Genomic DNA, 15,621 nt, shown 5'->3' with positions numbered 1-15,621 from the left:
GTCACTTTCCTTCGGTGGATTCGGTGCCGCCCGGGGCGGCGCTGGTGACTTCCTTGACCGAGGACAGCGGTACATCCGTGTTCCCGACCCGCAGGGTCGGGGTGCTGCCGAAGGAGGCTGAGGTGACCACACCGACGGCGTCCGTGCCGTCTGGTCCGGTGTAGCCGACGGTCTTGCCGACGAGGCTGCTGGCCGACAGCTGCAACTGGGCCGCCAGCAGTTCGCCCTGCTGCTTGACGAGCTCCTCCATCCGCTCCACCTCGGTGAACTGCGCGGTCTGCGACATGAACGCGGAGGTGTCGGTGGGGTTGCTCGGGTCCTGGTAGCGCATCTGGGCGACCAGGAGCTTCAGGAACGTGTCCTTGTCGAGCTTGCTGTTGCCGCTCGACGTGGCGGCCGCGCTGGTCGCGGTGGTCGTGGCGCCGGTGCCCACGGCCCCGCTGATGGTGGTCACGTACGGATTCCTCCGGATTCCCTGTGAGAGGCGGTGCTACAGGCGGACGTTGAGCATGCGGGATCCCGGTCCGTCGGCCGGGAGGCCGCCGTCGGGCGCGGGGGCGTTCTGGTAGCCGCCGTCCTCGGTGCGGCCGGCGCCGGTGGCGCCGCCGGCGGCCCGGCCCTGGTGGCCCTGGTCGCCCGGGTGGGAGAACTGCTGGGTCTGCTCGCCGGGGCGGCGGCCGTCGCCGGGGGCCTCGCGCTGCAGGTCCAGCGTGCAGGCGGAGAACCCGCCCTCCTCCAGCTCCTGGCGGAGCGAGGGCAGGGCCGAGCGCAGGGCGTCGAAGGCGCCGTCGCTGGTCCCGGCGAGCTGCAGGTGCACGGCGCCGTTGCGCAGTTCGGCGACGACGCTGACCGGGCCGAGGTCGACGGGGTGCAGGTGGACGGTGAGCCGGTGGATGCCGTCCGGGTCCTGCCGGAGCGGCAGCACGTGGACGGCGATCTGGGAGGCGGGGGCGGCGGGCTGCTGGGGGGCGGGCGCGGAGACCCGCTCCGGCCCCGTCACCTGCGTGGTGGCGGTGGCCTGGAAGACGGCCTGCCCGGTCGCGCCGGTGGCCTCGGCCGGGCCGGTGGCGGCGGTGCCGGTGCGGCGGGAGGCGTCCTCGCCGGTGGAGGTGCCCGCGCCGGAGCCCGCGGCCGGTGCCGCGACGGCCTGCCCGGACGCGCCCTGGGGTGCGGGGGCGTCGGCCGGGGCGGCGGTCTCGGGGGCGGCCGTCTCGGCGGTGGCGCCGGTCTCGGCGGCCGTCGCCGCCGTGGCGGACGTGGCCGCCTGGACGGCGGAGGCGGGGGTCTCCGCACCGGTGGGGACGCCGGCGGGCGCGGTGGGGACGGCCGCGGTGGCGGCGGTCGCCGCCTGGCCCGCCGTACCGGTGGAGAGCACCGCGGTCTGCGGGAGCGTGAACGGCGGGACCTGCGCCGGTACGGCCTGGCCCGGGAGGCCCGGCTGGGCCGGGACGGGCGGCTGCGCCTGGGCGGCGAGGTCGGCTCCGGCCTGCTGCTGCGCCTGGAGCCGGGTCTGCAGCTGGGCGGCGAGCAGGGCCTGCGCGGTGAGCGGGCCGCCGGCCGGCGCCGCGGAGATCGTCTGGGCGGACCCGCCGGAACCGGGGGCGCCGCCGGAGGTACCGGGGACGGGCAGGACGCCCTGGGGCAGGGGGCCTCCGGCCGCGAGCAGGGCGAGGAGGGCGGCGAACGCGTCGCCGGCGCCGCTCTGGCCAGTCTGTCCCTCGCCGGAGGGAGCCGTCATCGCCGACGGGCTCCCCGCCAGGGGGATCGAAGGCACAGTCAAGATCGTCTCTCCTGCTATCCGATGCCGTTCATGACCGGCTGGATGGTCCGGACGTAGGCCTGGGCGGGATCGAACAGGCCGTTGCCCAGCCCATCGGCAGCGCCGAGGGACATCTGCGGCAAACCGGTCGATCCACTGAAACTCGTGGCGCCCGCGCCGTACCCGGCCTGGACCGCGGTGGAAGCGGCGGTGGCCGTCAGGGGGGCGGCGGTGGCCGTCAGGGGGGCGGCGGCCGGGGACGCCGTGGAGGACGCCGTCGCCGGGGTGGCGCCCGCGGCCGCGTCGCTCAGGACGCGGCGGATGTCGGTGGGCTTGCGGTAGTAGTCGTCCATGTCGACGATCTTGACGACGTCGCCGGTGCGCGGGGCGTGCAGCATCTTGCCGTCGCCGATGTAGATGCCGATGTGCGTGGCGGGGGAGCCGAAGGTCAGCAGGTCGCCCGGGAGGGCCTGCTTCAGGCTCGGGATGCTGCGGCCCTCGTTCTGCTGGTCCTGCGAGACGCGCGGCAGGGAGACGCCCAGCTTCTTGTAGACGAGCTGGACCAGTCCGGAGCAGTCCAGGCCCCGCTCGGGGTCCGTGCCGCCCCACAGGTAGGGGATGCCGAGGTACTTGCGGGCCTGGCCGACGACGTCCTGGCCGGTGACCCCGCCGGAGTCCCCGGTGACGGCGTCCGCCGCGGAGGCCGCCCGGGTCGCCTGGGTACCCTGGGCGGTCTGCGCGGCCTGACCGGTCCCGGCGGCGGCCGTGCTCCCGGAAGCGGCGCCGGCGGCCGTGGTCCCCGAAGCCGTGGTCCCCGAGGCCGCACCGGACCGCTGGGCCGTCTTGAGCGCCGCGGCGAAGTCGGCGGCCGAGGTGGCGGAGGCGGCGGAGGTCGCGGGGGCGGCGCCGAACTGGGCCTCCAGCTGGCCGACCCGCGCCACGATGTCCATCAGGCTCATCGGCCGTTCTCCCCGTCGGTGCGGCGGCGGTTGAGCGGGAGGTCGTCCACGGCGCGCTGGTCGGCCGCCGCGTCGGCCTGCCGCACGGCGGCCTGGTGGCGCTCGGCGAGCTTGTCCACCATGCGGCGGCGCTGGGAGGCGGCGCTCCAGGTGTCCACGCTGGCGCCGACCCGCCGCGCGGCCTCCTCGGCCTTCTGGATCTTGATCGAGAGCTCCCCGGCGACCGCGCGGCGCGCGGCCATCGCCGCGACGAACGCGGCGGCGTCGGACGGGTCCGGAACGATCATCCGGCCCTGCAGCTCGGCCTCCTTGGCCTCGACCTGGCGGTCGGCGGCCCCGGCCTCGGCGCGGGCGCGGGCCACCCCGCCCTTGGCGGCGTCCTCCTGGGCCTTACGGGCCCGCAGGATCGACGACAGACGGAAACGTGGGCTCATGTCAGATCTCCTTGGATGCCGGGTTCCGGCCGGGGGAGGCGGTCACGCGGGGGCCTTGCCGGGGAGGGTCCTGCGGGGCGGGTGCCGTACCGGGGTGGAAGGCCGGGGCGGGCGCCGTGCCGGAGCGGAAGGCCCCGGCCGGATGGGAGACCGGGGCGCCGCCTCCGCTCAGGCCAGCAGGGCCCGGAGCCCCTCCCACGCCTGCGCGGCCGTGGTCTGCTCCTCCATGTCCTGGCGGAGGAACGCCTCGATGCGCGGCCACAGCGCGCGGGCCAGGTCCGCGTCCGGGTTGGTGCCGGGCACGTACGCGCCGATCTCCACCAGCTCGCGGATGTCGCGGTGGGCGGCGAGGATGCGGCGCAGCGCGGTGGCGTCGGCGCGCTGCTCGCGGCTGGTCACCGCGCCGGCGACGCGGGAGACCGACTCCAGCACGTCGATCGTCGGGAAGTGCCCGGCGGTGGCCAGGCGGCGGTCCAGCACGACGTGGCCGTCGAGGATCGAGCGCGCCGAGTCGGCGATCGGCTCGTTGTGGTCGTCGCCGTCGACCAGCACCGTGTACAGGCCGGTGATGCTGCCGTTGACCCCGGGTCCGGCCCGCTCCAGCAGCCGGGGGAGCATCGCGAACACCGACGGCGGGTAGCCGCGGGTCGCCGGGGGCTCGCCCGCCGACAGGCCGACCTCGCGCTGGGCCATGGCGGCCCGGGTGAGGCTGTCCATCAGCAGCAGCGCGTCGCGGCCCTGGTCGCGGAACCACTCGGCGATCCGGGTGGCGGTGAAGCAGGCGCGCAGGCGCACCATCGGCGGCTGGTCGGAGGTGGCCACGATGACGACGGAGCGGGCCAGGCCCTCGGGGCCCAGGTCGTTCTCGATGAACTCGCGGACCTCGCGGCCGCGCTCGCCGACCAGCGCCACGACGGTGATCTCCGCCTCGGTGCCACGGGTGATCATGGACATCAGGCTGGACTTGCCGACGCCGGAACCGGCGAAGATGCCCAGGCGCTGCCCGCGCCCGGCCGTGATCATCGTGTCCATGGCCCGCACGCCCAGCGGCATCGGCTCCAGGATGCGGCGGCGCTGCAGGGCGGGCGGCGGCTCGTTCTCCACCGGGACCATCTCCAGGCCGGCCAGCGAGGGGCCGCCGTCGAGCGGGCGGCCGAGGCCGTCCAGGATGCGGCCGCGCAGCGCCTCGCCGACCGGGACGCGCAGCGCGTCGCCGGTGGCGGTGACGGGGCTGCCCACGCCGATGCCGGTCAGCGAGCCCAGCGGCAGGCAGCTGAGCCGGCCGCCGGACAGGGCCACCACCTCGGCCGGGACGGCCGCGGGGCCGTCGCCGAGGAGGACCACATCGCCCACCCTGCCGGACACGCCCTCGACGTCGACCGAGAGGCCGACGACGGCCGCGACGCGGCCGGTCACGCGGGGCCGCGCGGCGGCGACGGCCGCCCGCAGGCGGGTGTCGATGGTGGAGATCACAGGCCCAGGGCCTCCTTGGCTCGCTGTACGGCGGTGCTCAGGCGCGCGTCCACGGCGGTGGCGTCGCTTTCGGCGACGGCGTCGCCGGGCTTCAGGCGCGGGTCGACGACCATGGTCACGCTCCGGCCGTCGACCTCGAAGGTGTTCTGTCCGGCGCCGACCATGGCGGCGTGGTCGGCGGGGCTCAGCCGGACGAGCACGGGGCGGCTCTCGGGCACCAGGTCCAGCACCCGGGCGAGGGCCTCGCGGCCGGGCTCGGGGCTGTGCTCGATCTCCCGGCCGAGCACCGCCTCGGCGATGGCGAAGGCCGTCTGCACGACGAGGTCCTCGAGGTCGGCGGCGCCGGGGGCCGTCTGCTGCTCCAGCCGGGCGGCCGAGGCGGCGATCGCGGTCAGCGCGCTCTCCAGCCGGGCGATCTTCCGGGCCTCGGCCCGGGCGACGCGCTCGGCCTCGTCGCGGTGCTCGGCCGCGGTGTTGCGCCGGGCCTCCTCCAGGCCCTGGGCCCAGCCCGCGGCGTATCCCGCGGCCCGCGCCTCGGCGCGGACCCGCTCCATCACCTCGGCCGGCACGTTCGTGGTGACGCCGAAGTCGGTGGCGAAGCGGGCGGCGCTGAAGGTGAGGGTGTCCGTCCCGCGCAGGACGGTCTCAGGCGACGAACTCATCCTCGTCTCCTCTCCGGATCACGATCTGGCCGGACTCCTCCAGGGCGCGGATCGCGTGCACGATCTTGGCCTGGGACTCCTCGACGGTGCGCAGCCGCACCGGGCCGAGCAGCTCGATCTCCTCGACGAGGTTCGCGGCGGCCCGCTCGGACAGGTTCTTGGTGATCTTGTTGAGCACGTCCTGCCCGACGCCCTTGAGGGCGGTGGCCAGGTCCACGGTCTCGACCTGCCGGACCACGAGCTGGACGGCGCGGTCGTCGAGGTGGACGACGTCCTCGAACATGAACATCCGGCTCCGGACCTCCTCGGCCAGCTCGGGGCTGCGCCCCTCCAGCCCCTCGAGGATGAGGCGCTCGGTGACGCGGTCGGCACGGTTGATGATGTCGACCAGAGGTTGCAGACCGCCCACGGCGGAGAGGTCGGACGGTTGCAGAACCGACGAGAGCTTGCGCTCCAGCAACGACTCCACCTGGCGGATGATGTCGGGCGAGGTGCGGTCCATCACCGCGATGCGGTGCGCCACGTCGGCCTGCAGGTTCGGGTTGAGCCCCGACAGGATCTGCGAGGCCAGGTGCGCCGGCAGGTGCGCCAGCACCAGCGCGATCAGCTGCGGGTGCTCGTCCTGGACGAATCCCAGCACCTGGCGGGGGTCGGCCCGCTGCAGGAAGCTGAACGGCATGTCGACCAGCGACGCCGACAGGCGCTCGACGATCTGGCTGGCCCGCTCGCGGCCCAGCGTCGCCTCCAGCACCTCGCGGGCGAAGTCCATGCCGCCCTGGCCGGCGTAGCGGTAGGCGACCGCCAGGTCGCGGAACTCGGTGAGGATGTCCACCGCGTCACCGGGGTCGACGGTGCCGAGCCGCACGATCTCGGCGGTCAGCTCCTCGACCTCGGGCTCGCGCAGCTGCGCGAGCACCTTCGCCGAGTCCTCCTTGCCCATCTGGACCAGGAGCACGGCGGCCTTGCGCAGGCCGCTCATCGTCTCGACCATCGGCATGTCAGCTCCTCCTGTCGGCGAGCCAGCCGCGCAGCAGCTGGGCGACTTCCTCGGGCTGCCGGTCGACCAGACCGGAGATCTCGTCCCGGAGCTCCTCGCGCCTGCCGGAGTCCGGATCGGCGGGCGTCTCAGCGGTGCCGGCGGGCAGCGCCTCGCGCTCGGCGGCCTCGATGGCGGCCTGCAGGCGCACGCGCTCCAGCTCGGCCTGCATGGCCTCCAGCTGCTCCAGCTCGGCCTTGCTCAGCTGCGAGCGGCGCTTCTTCTTGCGGCCGCGCAGCCAGGCGATGAGGAAGAGCAGCCCGATGCCCAGGGCCAGGGCGCCGATCTTGACCAGCTCCATGGTGCGGCCGTCCTGCTCGGCCTTGGCCGCGGCGGTCAGGTCGGCGGCGGCCTTGGTGGCGGCGCTGTCGTCGAACGGCATCGCCGAGACGGCGATGGTGTCGCCGCGCTGGGCGTTGATGCCGGCGGCCGAGGAGACGATCCGCTGGATCTCCGCGGTGTCCACGCCGGCCGCGGCCTGGCCGTCGACCAGCACCGCGACGTCGAGCTTGCGGACCTTGCCGGGGGCGGTCTTGCGGGTCTCGGTGACCAGGCCCACGGCGTTGTCGCGGGTCTCGGTGGTCGACTTGTAGTCGTTGCCGCCGCTGGCGTTCGGGACCTGGATGTTGTCGGGGCCGAGGACGCCGCCGGTGGGCGTGCCACCCCCGGTGTAGGTCTCCTCCTTGGTCGTCGACGACAGCGGCGGGAGGGCCGGGTCGCTGACGTACCGCTGGCTCTTGGTCTCGGTCTGGTCGTAGTCGAGGTCGGCGGTGACCTTGACGACGGCCTTGTTCGGGCCGAGGACCTGGGTCAGCATCTGCTGCAGGGAGCCGCTCATCCGCTGCTCGAACGACTGGGTCTGCTCCTCGCGCTCGCTGCCGGCGCCGGTGAGGGCCTGCTCGCCCGCGGCGGCCAGCACCTGGCCGCTGGAGTCGGCCAGCGTCACGTCCGCCGGGGACAGGCCCTCGACGCTGGAGCTGACCAGGTTCACCACGGCCTTGATCTGGCTGTTGGTCAGCGGCTTGGTGGGCTGGGTGCCCACCAGGACCGAGGCGGTCGGCTTGGCGGCGTCGTCGGCGAAGACGTCCTTCTGCGGGATCGCCAGGTGCACGCTGGCGGAGGTGACGCCGTCGATCGCCTTGATCGTCCTGGCGAGCTCGCCCTCCAGGGCGCGCTGGTAGCCGACGTGCTGCATGAAGTCGGAGGTGGTGACGCCCTGCTTGTCCAGCAGGGAGTAGCCGCCGCCGTCGGCCTGGGTCGGCAGGCCCTGGCCGCTCATCTTCAGCCGCAGGTCGTAGACCTGCGCCTGCGGCACCATGATCGTGCCGCCGCCGTCGGTGAGCTGGTAGGGGACGCCGTCGGCGGTGAGCTGCTCGACGATCGCGTTGCCGTCGGCGCCCGAGAGGTTGGAGTACAGCGTGCCGTAGACCGGCTTGGCGGCCCACTGGGAGAAGAAGAACCCGCCGACCACGATGGCCAGCACGAGGGAGATGGTGACGGCCTTCTGCCCGGTGCTGAACGACGCGAACGAGGAGCGGGCCTTGCGGAGTGCGGCGAGCGCGCGTTCCTGCATCAGGCCTGCATCCTCATGATCTCGGTGAAGGCGGCGACGGCCTTGTCACGGATGGCGACGGTCATCTGGGTGGCGAGTGCGGCCTCGGTGCTGGCGGCCATGTAGTCGTGCGCGTCCTGCAGGTCGCCGGTGGCGGCCTTGACGGCCAGCGAGTCGGCGTTCGCCTGCGTCTGCTGCAGCGTGTCGACGCCCTGGGTGAGCAGGTTGCCGAAGATCTCGGCGGTGCCGCTCGGAGCGGCGGTCCCGCCGACCTCGGCGGGACCGGTGATGCGCAGGGGGCCCGCGACGGGGCCGATCGGCTGGATGCTCATCCGTTCCTCCCGAGCTGGAGTGCGGCCTGGTAGGCGTCGTAGGCGCGGTCGACGACCGAGATGTTGGCCTGGTAGGCGCGCTGGGCCATCATCAGCTGGCCCATCTGGGCGCCGAGGTCGATGTCGGGGTAGCGCACGTAGCCGTTCTCGTCGGCGAGGGGGTTGTCGGGCTCGTGGACGAGGCGGCCCTCGCCGCTGCCCAGCTCGATCCCACCGACCTGGACGCCGCCGGTGCCCGACCCGTAGTCCACGGCCTGGGCCGTCACGTAGCGGGCGCGGAACGCCTCACCGCTCGTGGGGGCGGCGTTGTTGATGTTGGCGATGTTGTCGGACACCGCGTCCAGCCACTTGCGGTAGACGGTCACGCCGGTGCCGGCGATGCCGATCGCGCGGAAGGGTCCTCCTGCGCTCATGTCACGCACCTCCCCTGATCACCGAGCGGAGCATTCCGTACTTGGAGTCGAGGGCCTTCAGCATCGTCTGGTAGCGCAGTGTGGTGTCCATGTGCGACAAGGTCTCGTGGTCGAGATTGACGTTGTTGCCGTTCTCCCGGGTCGGCTCCAGGGAGCGGGCGACCTCCGGGGCCACCTCCCGCGGGGACGTCCCCGTCTCGACGGCGGTGCGCAGGGCGTCTTCGAACTGGACGCGGCCAGCGAGGAACCTGGGAGTCTCGATGTTGGCGATGTTGTCTGCGATCACACGCTGGCGCTGGGCGAGGCCCTTCAGCGCGACGCGCACCACGCTGGACGTGACGTCCTCGAGCACGAACAGACTCCGTTCGTTCTGCTACGGCCGCCGATCCTTGGCGTAACGGGGTGAGCACTCCCTGCTCAGGTAGGCCCATCGGACGCCGCGGAGGGGTCCTGAGGTTTTTCCCGGATCCGATCGGGACGGCAGGTCACGGTTGTCCCTCAAGTCCTCAGATCCACCCCTGAACCTGCCGAAGGGCAGGATGCCCGCTTTCGCCGAGTCCCGTGTCCGCGGCCAGGAGGAGCTCCCACGATGACCGACGGCATCGCCGCGATCCAGTCCCGCGTGGCCCAGTTGCAGGGCCAGTTCACCCAGATCGGGGCCCGCTCCGGTGTCTCCGGCGCCTCCGGTCAGAGGTTCGCCGCCGAGCTCACCGCCGCGCAGGGCGGGCAGCGCGGCGCCGCGACGGCCTCCCCGTCCGCCACGGCCTCCGCCACCGCGACCGCGGGCGCGTCCACCACCGCCGCCACGCGGGGGGCGGCCGGCACGGCCTCCACCGCTCCCGCGCATGGTACGGCCGGCGGCCCGGCCGGCACCGGCGCGACCGGCGCGGTGACCTCCGGCGGCGGTGTCACCGCGACGCACGAGCCGTCCAAGGTCCTGGGCGGCGGCGGCCGCATCACCTCCACCATGCGTGAGGCCATCGAGGAGGTCGACGCGAAGTTCGGGAAGTTCTCCGCGATCGGCGCCTGGCGCGCCGACGGCGGCATGCCCGGCAGCGACCACCCCACCGGCAAGGCCGCCGACTTCATGATCAGCTCGGGCGGCAGGATGCCCTCCGCGGCCAGGCTCAAGGAGGGCTGGGAGATCGCCAACTACCTCAAGGACAACGCCGACCGCCTCGGCGTCAAGTACGTGATCTTCGCCCAGCACATCTGGAACCCCTCCCGCGCGGGCGAGGGCTGGCGCCTGATGGAGGACCGCGGCGGCGTCACCGCCAACCACTTCGACCACGTGCACCTGTCGGTCGCACGCTGACCCGCGTGCCCCTGCCCGCGGCAGGGCATGGAACGCAGGAAGAACAGGAGCAGGGCATGCCGACGACCTCGCGCCCCACCGGACGCCGCCCGCGCGGGACGCGCGGGGCCGCCGGGCTGCGCCGGATCGCGGGCGCGCTCACCGCCGTGGCGAGCCTGTGCGCGCTGCTCGCCGTACCCGCCGCCGCCTCCACCGCGGTCCCCGGACCGCGGGCGATGTGGCTGTGGCAGCGCGGCGACCCGGCCGCCGTGATGAGCTGGGCCACCGCCAACGCCGTCAAGGAGATCTTCGTATACGTCCCTCCGAAGATCACCAAGATCGAGCTGAACCGGCTCCGGCAGTTCAGGAAGCGCGCCGACGCCGCCGGGGTCCGGCTGTCCGCCCTGGGCGGCGAACCCGGCTGGACCTTCGACCACGCCGCCGCTCTGGCCTGGCAGCGCGCCGCGATGGGCACCGGCCTGTTCCGCACCACCCACGTCGACGTCGAGCCGTACCACCTGGACGAGTGGAGCACCGACCGGCCCGGCACCGTCGCGGCCTTCCTCGGCCTGCTCGCCGCGCTCCGCGACGCCGACCCCCGGCCGCTCGAGGCCGACGTGCCGTTCTGGTACGACACCGTGCCCGCGGGCGGCTCCACCCTGGCCGACGAGGTGCTGGCGCGCGTCGACGCGGTCACCGTGATGAGCTACCGCGACACCGCCACCGGACCCGGCTCGATCATCGGGGTCGGCGAGGACATGCTGCTGCGCGGCCGGCGCGCGGGCCGCCCGGTACGGCTGGCCGCCGAGACCCTCGCCCTGCCCGACTGCCCGTACTGCACCTTCCACGAGCAGGGCCGCCAGGCGCTGAACACGGCCCTGTCCGCGATCGACGCCGCCGCCGTCTTCTACCCCGCCTACGCCGGCATGGCCGTCCACGACCACGCCTCCTGGAGCGCCCTGCGCCCCTGACCCCTCCCACCGGGTGCACGCTCCGGGCGTCCCGGCGGGCCGGTCCGCAGACCGCCGGGACGGCCGGCGGATCGTTTCCCGGTTCTCCCTCCTCAGGCCCGCACGGCATGAGTATGATCCCGGGTATGAGCGGAGACAGGAAGACCCGGATCACCATCACCGTGGACCCTGACGTCGTGGAATACGCCGAGCACCTGGTGGCCAGCGGCAAGGCGACCAGTGTGGCCGCCGTCTTCAATGACGCCATCGCCGCCAAGCGCATCGCCGACCAGCGCGCACTGGCTCTCCTGAGGGAACACGCCCGCAGAGCCGATCCGGAACGAGTGGCCCGCATGATGCGGCACGTCAACCGCCAGTTGGTCGAGCAGGGCTTCCCGGCGGCGCCTGGTGAGTGATTTCACCCCCGCTCCCCACATTCTCGATTCCAGCGTCCTGACCGACGTGGCCCGGGGCGACGGCGACCTGATCGGGTTCCTGCAGGACTTCGACCGGGCGGGGCAGCCCCTGGTCATCCCGTCGCTCGCAGCGGCCGGAGCGCTGCTCGACAGCCGGGGCCTGCCGGACGCACAGGCATTGCTCGCGGGCCTGGCCGCGTTCGAGCGCGCCACCGTGGCCCCGCTCGACGGCATCCACCAGGCCGCCAAACTCACCGACATGATGGCGGTCACCGGACTCGACCCGTGGGACGCGCATGCCGCCGCCATCGCCGACGTGGCGGTCTGCCCGATCTTCACACTCGACGCCGCCAAGTGGCGGGAGCCGTCCCGCGTCCTGGACAGGCCTCTGCACGTCATCGAGATCGCCGACCCCGACCGTTGACGGAGAACGCGTGAGGGCGACACGCGGGAGAGCCCCGGTTCATGCGAACCGGGGCTCTCCCGTATGCGTCGGGCCTGCTCACGGCATGGGCCGGGCCGGCGGGCGGGACCGTCAGACGGCGGTCTCGGGGTCCTCGACCGGAGCGGGCTCCTCGGTGGGCTCCTCAGTGGGCTCCTCAGTGGGCTCCTCGGTCGGGTCGGGCTCCGCGACCGGGTCCTCGGTGGGCTCCGGCTCGGCGACGGGCTCGGGGCTGGTGGCGTTGACGTGGGCGGCGAACAGGCCGGCGGCGGTCTTGACACCGTTCACGGTGACCTTGTCGCCCTCGGCGAGGGTGTCGAGGGTCGTCTTCTCGTCGTCCTTGGTGACCTTGGTGGTGGCGGAGACCTTGAACACGGCCTCGGTGCCCGCGACGAGCTTGGAGCCGCTCGCCACCTGCACCGTGACGGTGCCGGCGGCGGCGTCCACGGCGGTGACGACGCCGACCGCGGCGAAGGGCAGGACGGCCTTCGCCGCCTCCGCGGCCTTCTTCGCCGCGGCGGCCTTCGCCGCGGCGGCCGCCTTGGCCGCAGCAGCCTTGGCCGCGGCGGCCTTCGCGGCGGCGGCCTTCTTCGCGGCGGCGGCGGCCTTGGCCTGCGCGGCCTTGGCGGCGGCGACCTGCTTGGCCGTCGCGGCCTTGGTGGGCTTCTTGGGGGCGGCGCTGGCGACACCGGCGGTCACGGGCACGCTCACGGTCACGGCGGTGGCCACGGCGAGGGCGGCCCAGGTCTTCCTGCTGTTCAACACGGTGTCCTCTTCCGATTACCGACAGTAGGGATAGCCATCCCATCGGCGGCCGGACGGCCCGCTGTAGGAAAAACCAGAAGAAATATCGTCGCCGCTCCCGTCCGCCCCCGCTCTGACCTCCGGGGTCAGTGGAGGACGGGCAGGCCCAGGACGCCCAGGCAGGGGTCGAGGAGCCGCCCGAGCAGTGCCGCGTCGAGCAGGTCGGCGACGGTCAGGGCGTGCACGGCGCCGCTGAGGAGGTTCCACACCCCGCCCGCGCGGTCGGCGACCGGGATGCCGGCGGCGTCGACGGCCTGGACCAGTTCGAACTGTGCGGCGGCGGCGGCCCGCACGCGGTCGGACATGTGCACCGCCCACGAGGCCTCGTGCACGGCCTGCGACCAGCCGGAGGAGTCGAGGCGGGTCCGGTCGCTGAGGGCGGTCAGCCGCTCCAGGTCGGAGGCGCCGAGCGTCTCGATGCGCCGGCACAGTCCCGTGACGGCCTGGTGCTGGGGGCCGGTGTCCACCGGGCGGTCCGGCAGTTCGCGGGTGGCGGCGAGCCACCCGACGGCCAGCCGCCGCCGGGTGTCGGCCGGCAGCAGCTCGCGCAGGTAGGTGGCCATCACCGCGTCGCAGACGACGGCGGTGGCGGCGGAGGCCGTGTCGTCCTGGCGGCGGACGCCCTCCTGCTCCTGCCACGTCCAGCCGAGCACGTCGTGGCGGACGCAGTGCAGCAGCGCGTCGGGGGTGCCGATGGGCGCCCGCTCCAGCAGGGCGAGGGCTCCCTCGGCGTCCTGCTGGGAGAGGCTGCGGACGGTGGGGCGCAGCACGGTCGCCGCGTGGATGTCCTGCCACAGCTGGGCGCGGACCCCGTCGTCGGGCAGTCGGCGGGCCAGCGCCGCGAGGTCGCGGGAATCGAGGCGAAGGGCGCGGGAGAGCACTGCGGCGGTCGCCGCTCCGCCGTCCAGCCGCGTCAGGTCGAAACCGAGGACTGGGGCGCTGACCAGGGAATACATGAAACAGTTTTACACCGGAGAATAGCCTTTAACCCAATCGATCAGTTATTTATTACCAAATATCACGGTGCGCTCTCACGGCGATACTTTTAGTTGATAAAACCATTGCTTTGCAGAACAAATACGGGGGCCGCCCACGGTGATCGTGGGCGGCCCCCTACGGCGCCTCGCCGCCGGACGTCCTCCCTGGTGGGAGGGATGGCGGGTCTCAGTAGCGGAAACCGGAGACCAGCGTGTGCAGCCGGGCCGACAGCCCGGCCAGCTCGGCCGCGGCCCGCTGGCTCTCGCTCACACCCTCGGCCGTCACGTGCGCGGCGTCGGCCAGCACCGAGATGTTGGCCGCGATGTCGGAGCTGCCCTGGGCGGCCTCGGCCACACTGCGGTTCATCTCCCCGGTGGTGGCGGTCTGCTCCTCCACCGCACCGGCGATCGTCAGCTGGTAGTCGTTGATCCTGCCGATGATGGCGGAGATCTCCGCGATGGCCGCCACCGCGCTCTCGGTGTCGGCCTGGATCGCCTCGACCCGCTTGGAGATGTCCTCGGTCGCCTTGGCCGTCTCCTGCGCCAGGTCCTTGACCTCGCCCGCCACCACCGCGAAGCCCTTGCCCGCGTCCCCCGCGCGCGCCGCCTCGATGGTGGCGTTGAGCGCGAGCAGGTTCGTCTGCTCGGCGATCGAGGTGATCGTCTTGATGACCGAGCCGATCTCCGCCGACGAGGCGCCGAGCTTGGCGACGGTCTCGTTGGTGGAGGCGGCGACCTCCACCGCCTTCGAAGCGACCTTGGCGCCCTCGCCGGCGTTGTGCGCGATCTCCCGGATCGAGGCGCCCATCTCCTCGCTGCCGGCCGAGACGGTCTGCACGTTGTGCGAGACCTGGGCCGCGGCGGCGGCGGCGCTGCCGGCCTGGGTGGAGGCCTCGTCGGCGCTGGCGGCGATGCGGTCGCTGACCGCCGACAGCCCGGTCGAGCTGACGGCCAGCGTGTCGGCGCTGGTGGCCAGCGCCTCCATGGCCCGCCTCATCGAGCCGGTGGCCTGGTTGACCGCCACCGCCATGTCACCGGTCTCGTCGCGGGAGACCACCTCGACGGTCCGGGTCAGGTCGCCCTTCGCCATCAGATCCAGCACCCGCAGGACCGGCTGCAGCGAGCGCACCATCTGGCGGCTCACCAGCCGGGCCATGCCGACCGCGAAGACCAGGCCGAAGCCGAGCAGCACCAGGACCGTGGTGCGGGCGCTGTCGTAGCCGGCGACGCCCGCGGCGGCCATCTGCCGGGCGTGGTCCTGCTCCAGCTTCTTGAGGGCGGCCATGGAGGTGTTGATCTGAGCGGAGATCTCGGGGAACCGGCTCATGTCCGCCGGGCTGTAGCCGGCCGGAAGGGCGTCACCCAGCAGCGCGAAGTCGCGCAGGACCTGGAAGTCATCCCAGGCCTCTTCGAAGGCGGTGATGTTCTTCTGCACGTCCGCGGCGTCGGACGGCGCGACGGCCTTGTAGGCCTCGAACGCCGCGGTCACCTGCTCGCTGAACTCCTTCATCTGCGCAGCGGACTCTTTCTTCGCCTCCGGGGGAGAAACGGCCGTCGCGACGGACATGTCATGCATGTTGGACATTGCGCTCCAGACGTCCCCGATCCGCGCGACCTTCTCGTTGCTCTGCGCCATGGTCTCCATGTCGTCGTTCATCGTCGCCATCCGGGTCAGCGCGGCCACGCCGACCACCGCCGCGATGAGGGTCATCAGGAGCATGATGATGGACATCTTGGCGCCGATGCGGCGGTCGGCGAACCACCCCAGCAGCGGGTTGCGGCGCACGGTCACCACGGGCCGTGCGGTTTCGTTCAGGTGATCGGTCACGATCAGGTCCTTTCCAGCGCGAGACCGGGGAGCTGCGGGGCAGCGGAAGTCATGAGGGTTGCGGGTTCCCATCGGCATCCGGGGCCGGTCCATGAGGCGGCGGACCGGCGCGGATCACGGCGGATCGCCCCGCCGTACGGGCGGGTGGATCGACACGTCGGCCCCGGTTCGCACGAACCGGGGCCGACGTGTCGATCCAGATCGGTCCGGCGCCGTCAGGGCGCCGGGGCCGGTGTCAGTAGCGGAAGCCGGAGACCAGGGTGTGCAGCCGGGCCGACAGCCCGGCCAGC

The 15,621-nt window shown here is 73.2% G+C and carries 18 protein-coding genes; 4 read left to right on the top strand and 14 right to left on the bottom strand.

Translation table 11 applies throughout. From position 1 onward, the window contains the following. Position 1: 1 nt before the first annotated feature. The 11 genes from IEZ07_RS31890 to IEZ07_RS31840 form a co-directional block, all read right to left on the bottom strand. Positions 2-454: a flagellar hook assembly protein FlgD gene (locus IEZ07_RS31890; RefSeq protein WP_191898209.1), complete on the bottom strand. Its 453-nt coding sequence runs from the start codon at positions 452-454 to the stop codon at positions 2-4. Between the two features lie 36 nt (positions 455-490). Then, entirely contained in the window at positions 491-1,774 is a 1,284-nt protein-coding gene (locus IEZ07_RS31885; protein WP_275413881.1) for a flagellar hook-length control protein FliK, read from the bottom strand. Positions 1,775-1,794: 20 nt separating this feature from the next. Further along, positions 1,795-2,718, bottom strand: a complete 924-nt coding sequence (locus IEZ07_RS31880; RefSeq protein WP_191898207.1) for a C40 family peptidase — start codon at positions 2,716-2,718, stop codon at positions 1,795-1,797. Continuing rightward, entirely contained in the window at positions 2,715-3,152 is a 438-nt protein-coding gene (locus IEZ07_RS31875; RefSeq protein WP_191898206.1) for a flagellar FliJ family protein, read from the bottom strand. Before IEZ07_RS31875 ends, IEZ07_RS31880 begins: the two co-directional genes overlap by 4 nt. Positions 3,153-3,320: 168 nt before the next feature. Next, a complete protein-coding gene (locus tag IEZ07_RS31870) occupies positions 3,321-4,625 on the bottom strand; it encodes a FliI/YscN family ATPase (RefSeq protein WP_191898205.1) in 1,305 nt (434 codons plus the stop codon). Further along, positions 4,622-5,287, bottom strand: coding sequence for a FliH/SctL family protein (locus IEZ07_RS31865; protein WP_191898204.1), 666 nt, complete (start codon positions 5,285-5,287; stop codon positions 4,622-4,624). Before IEZ07_RS31865 ends, IEZ07_RS31870 begins: the two co-directional genes overlap by 4 nt. Beyond that, entirely contained in the window at positions 5,271-6,284 is a 1,014-nt protein-coding gene (gene fliG, locus IEZ07_RS31860; RefSeq protein WP_191898203.1) for a flagellar motor switch protein FliG, read from the bottom strand. Before fliG ends, IEZ07_RS31865 begins: the two co-directional genes overlap by 17 nt. Position 6,285: 1 nt before the next feature. Then, positions 6,286-7,896, bottom strand: a complete 1,611-nt coding sequence (gene fliF, locus IEZ07_RS31855) for a flagellar basal-body MS-ring/collar protein FliF (protein ID WP_191898202.1) — start codon at positions 7,894-7,896, stop codon at positions 6,286-6,288. Continuing rightward, positions 7,896-8,207, bottom strand: coding sequence for a flagellar hook-basal body complex protein FliE (gene fliE / locus IEZ07_RS31850; RefSeq protein WP_191898201.1), 312 nt, complete (start codon positions 8,205-8,207; stop codon positions 7,896-7,898). The genes fliF and fliE overlap by 1 nt, the downstream gene beginning before the upstream one ends. After that, on the bottom strand, positions 8,204-8,620 hold the full coding sequence (locus tag IEZ07_RS31845; RefSeq protein WP_191898200.1) for a flagellar basal body rod protein FlgC: 417 nt from the start codon (positions 8,618-8,620) through the stop codon (positions 8,204-8,206). Before IEZ07_RS31845 ends, fliE begins: the two co-directional genes overlap by 4 nt. 1 nt (position 8,621) lies before the next feature. Next, positions 8,622-8,972, bottom strand: a complete 351-nt coding sequence (locus IEZ07_RS31840; protein WP_191898199.1) for a flagellar basal body rod protein FlgB — start codon at positions 8,970-8,972, stop codon at positions 8,622-8,624. A 237-nt stretch (positions 8,973-9,209) separates the two neighbouring features. On the opposite strand from IEZ07_RS31840, the gene IEZ07_RS31835 reads away from it, so the two are divergent. The 4 genes from IEZ07_RS31835 to IEZ07_RS31820 all read left to right on the top strand — a co-directional run bounded on the left by IEZ07_RS31835 (position 9,210) and on the right by IEZ07_RS31820 (position 11,704). After that, complete coding sequence (locus tag IEZ07_RS31835) at positions 9,210-9,935, top strand: VldE C-terminal domain-containing protein (protein ID WP_191898198.1); 726 nt, start codon at positions 9,210-9,212, stop codon at positions 9,933-9,935. Positions 9,936-9,991: 56 nt separating this feature from the next. Next, entirely contained in the window at positions 9,992-10,885 is an 894-nt protein-coding gene (locus IEZ07_RS31830; RefSeq protein WP_191898197.1) for a hypothetical protein, read from the top strand. Between the two features lie 125 nt (positions 10,886-11,010). Then, positions 11,011-11,280 carry a hypothetical protein gene (locus IEZ07_RS31825; protein WP_068903997.1) on the top strand — a complete coding sequence of 90 codons (270 nt, stop codon included), beginning with the start codon at positions 11,011-11,013 and terminating at the stop codon, positions 11,278-11,280. Next, the gene (locus tag IEZ07_RS31820) at positions 11,273-11,704 is read left to right on the top strand and encodes a PIN domain-containing protein (protein WP_191898196.1); all 432 of its coding nucleotides are present in this window, start codon (positions 11,273-11,275) and stop codon (positions 11,702-11,704) included. The genes IEZ07_RS31825 and IEZ07_RS31820 overlap by 8 nt, the downstream gene beginning before the upstream one ends. A 111-nt stretch (positions 11,705-11,815) precedes the next feature. On the opposite strand, the gene IEZ07_RS31815 is transcribed toward IEZ07_RS31820, so the two are convergent. The 3 genes from IEZ07_RS31815 to IEZ07_RS31805 form a co-directional block, all read right to left on the bottom strand. Next, positions 11,816-12,484, bottom strand: coding sequence for a hypothetical protein (locus IEZ07_RS31815; RefSeq protein ID WP_191898195.1), 669 nt, complete (start codon positions 12,482-12,484; stop codon positions 11,816-11,818). A 128-nt stretch (positions 12,485-12,612) separates the two neighbouring features. Beyond that, entirely contained in the window at positions 12,613-13,482 is an 870-nt protein-coding gene (locus IEZ07_RS31810; RefSeq protein ID WP_191898194.1) for a hypothetical protein, read from the bottom strand. Between the two features lie 208 nt (positions 13,483-13,690). Then, positions 13,691-15,331, bottom strand: coding sequence for a methyl-accepting chemotaxis protein (locus IEZ07_RS31805; RefSeq protein ID WP_301549367.1), 1,641 nt, complete (start codon positions 15,329-15,331; stop codon positions 13,691-13,693). Positions 15,332-15,621: the final 290 nt, after the last annotated feature.

Source organism: Planomonospora parontospora (assembly GCA_014647935.1).
In the GTDB taxonomy this organism is placed as follows: domain Bacteria; phylum Actinomycetota; class Actinomycetes; order Streptosporangiales; family Streptosporangiaceae; genus Planomonospora; species Planomonospora parontospora.
Note: the sequence above shows the minus strand (reverse complement) of the source record. Positions and strands in the feature narration are given on the sequence as shown.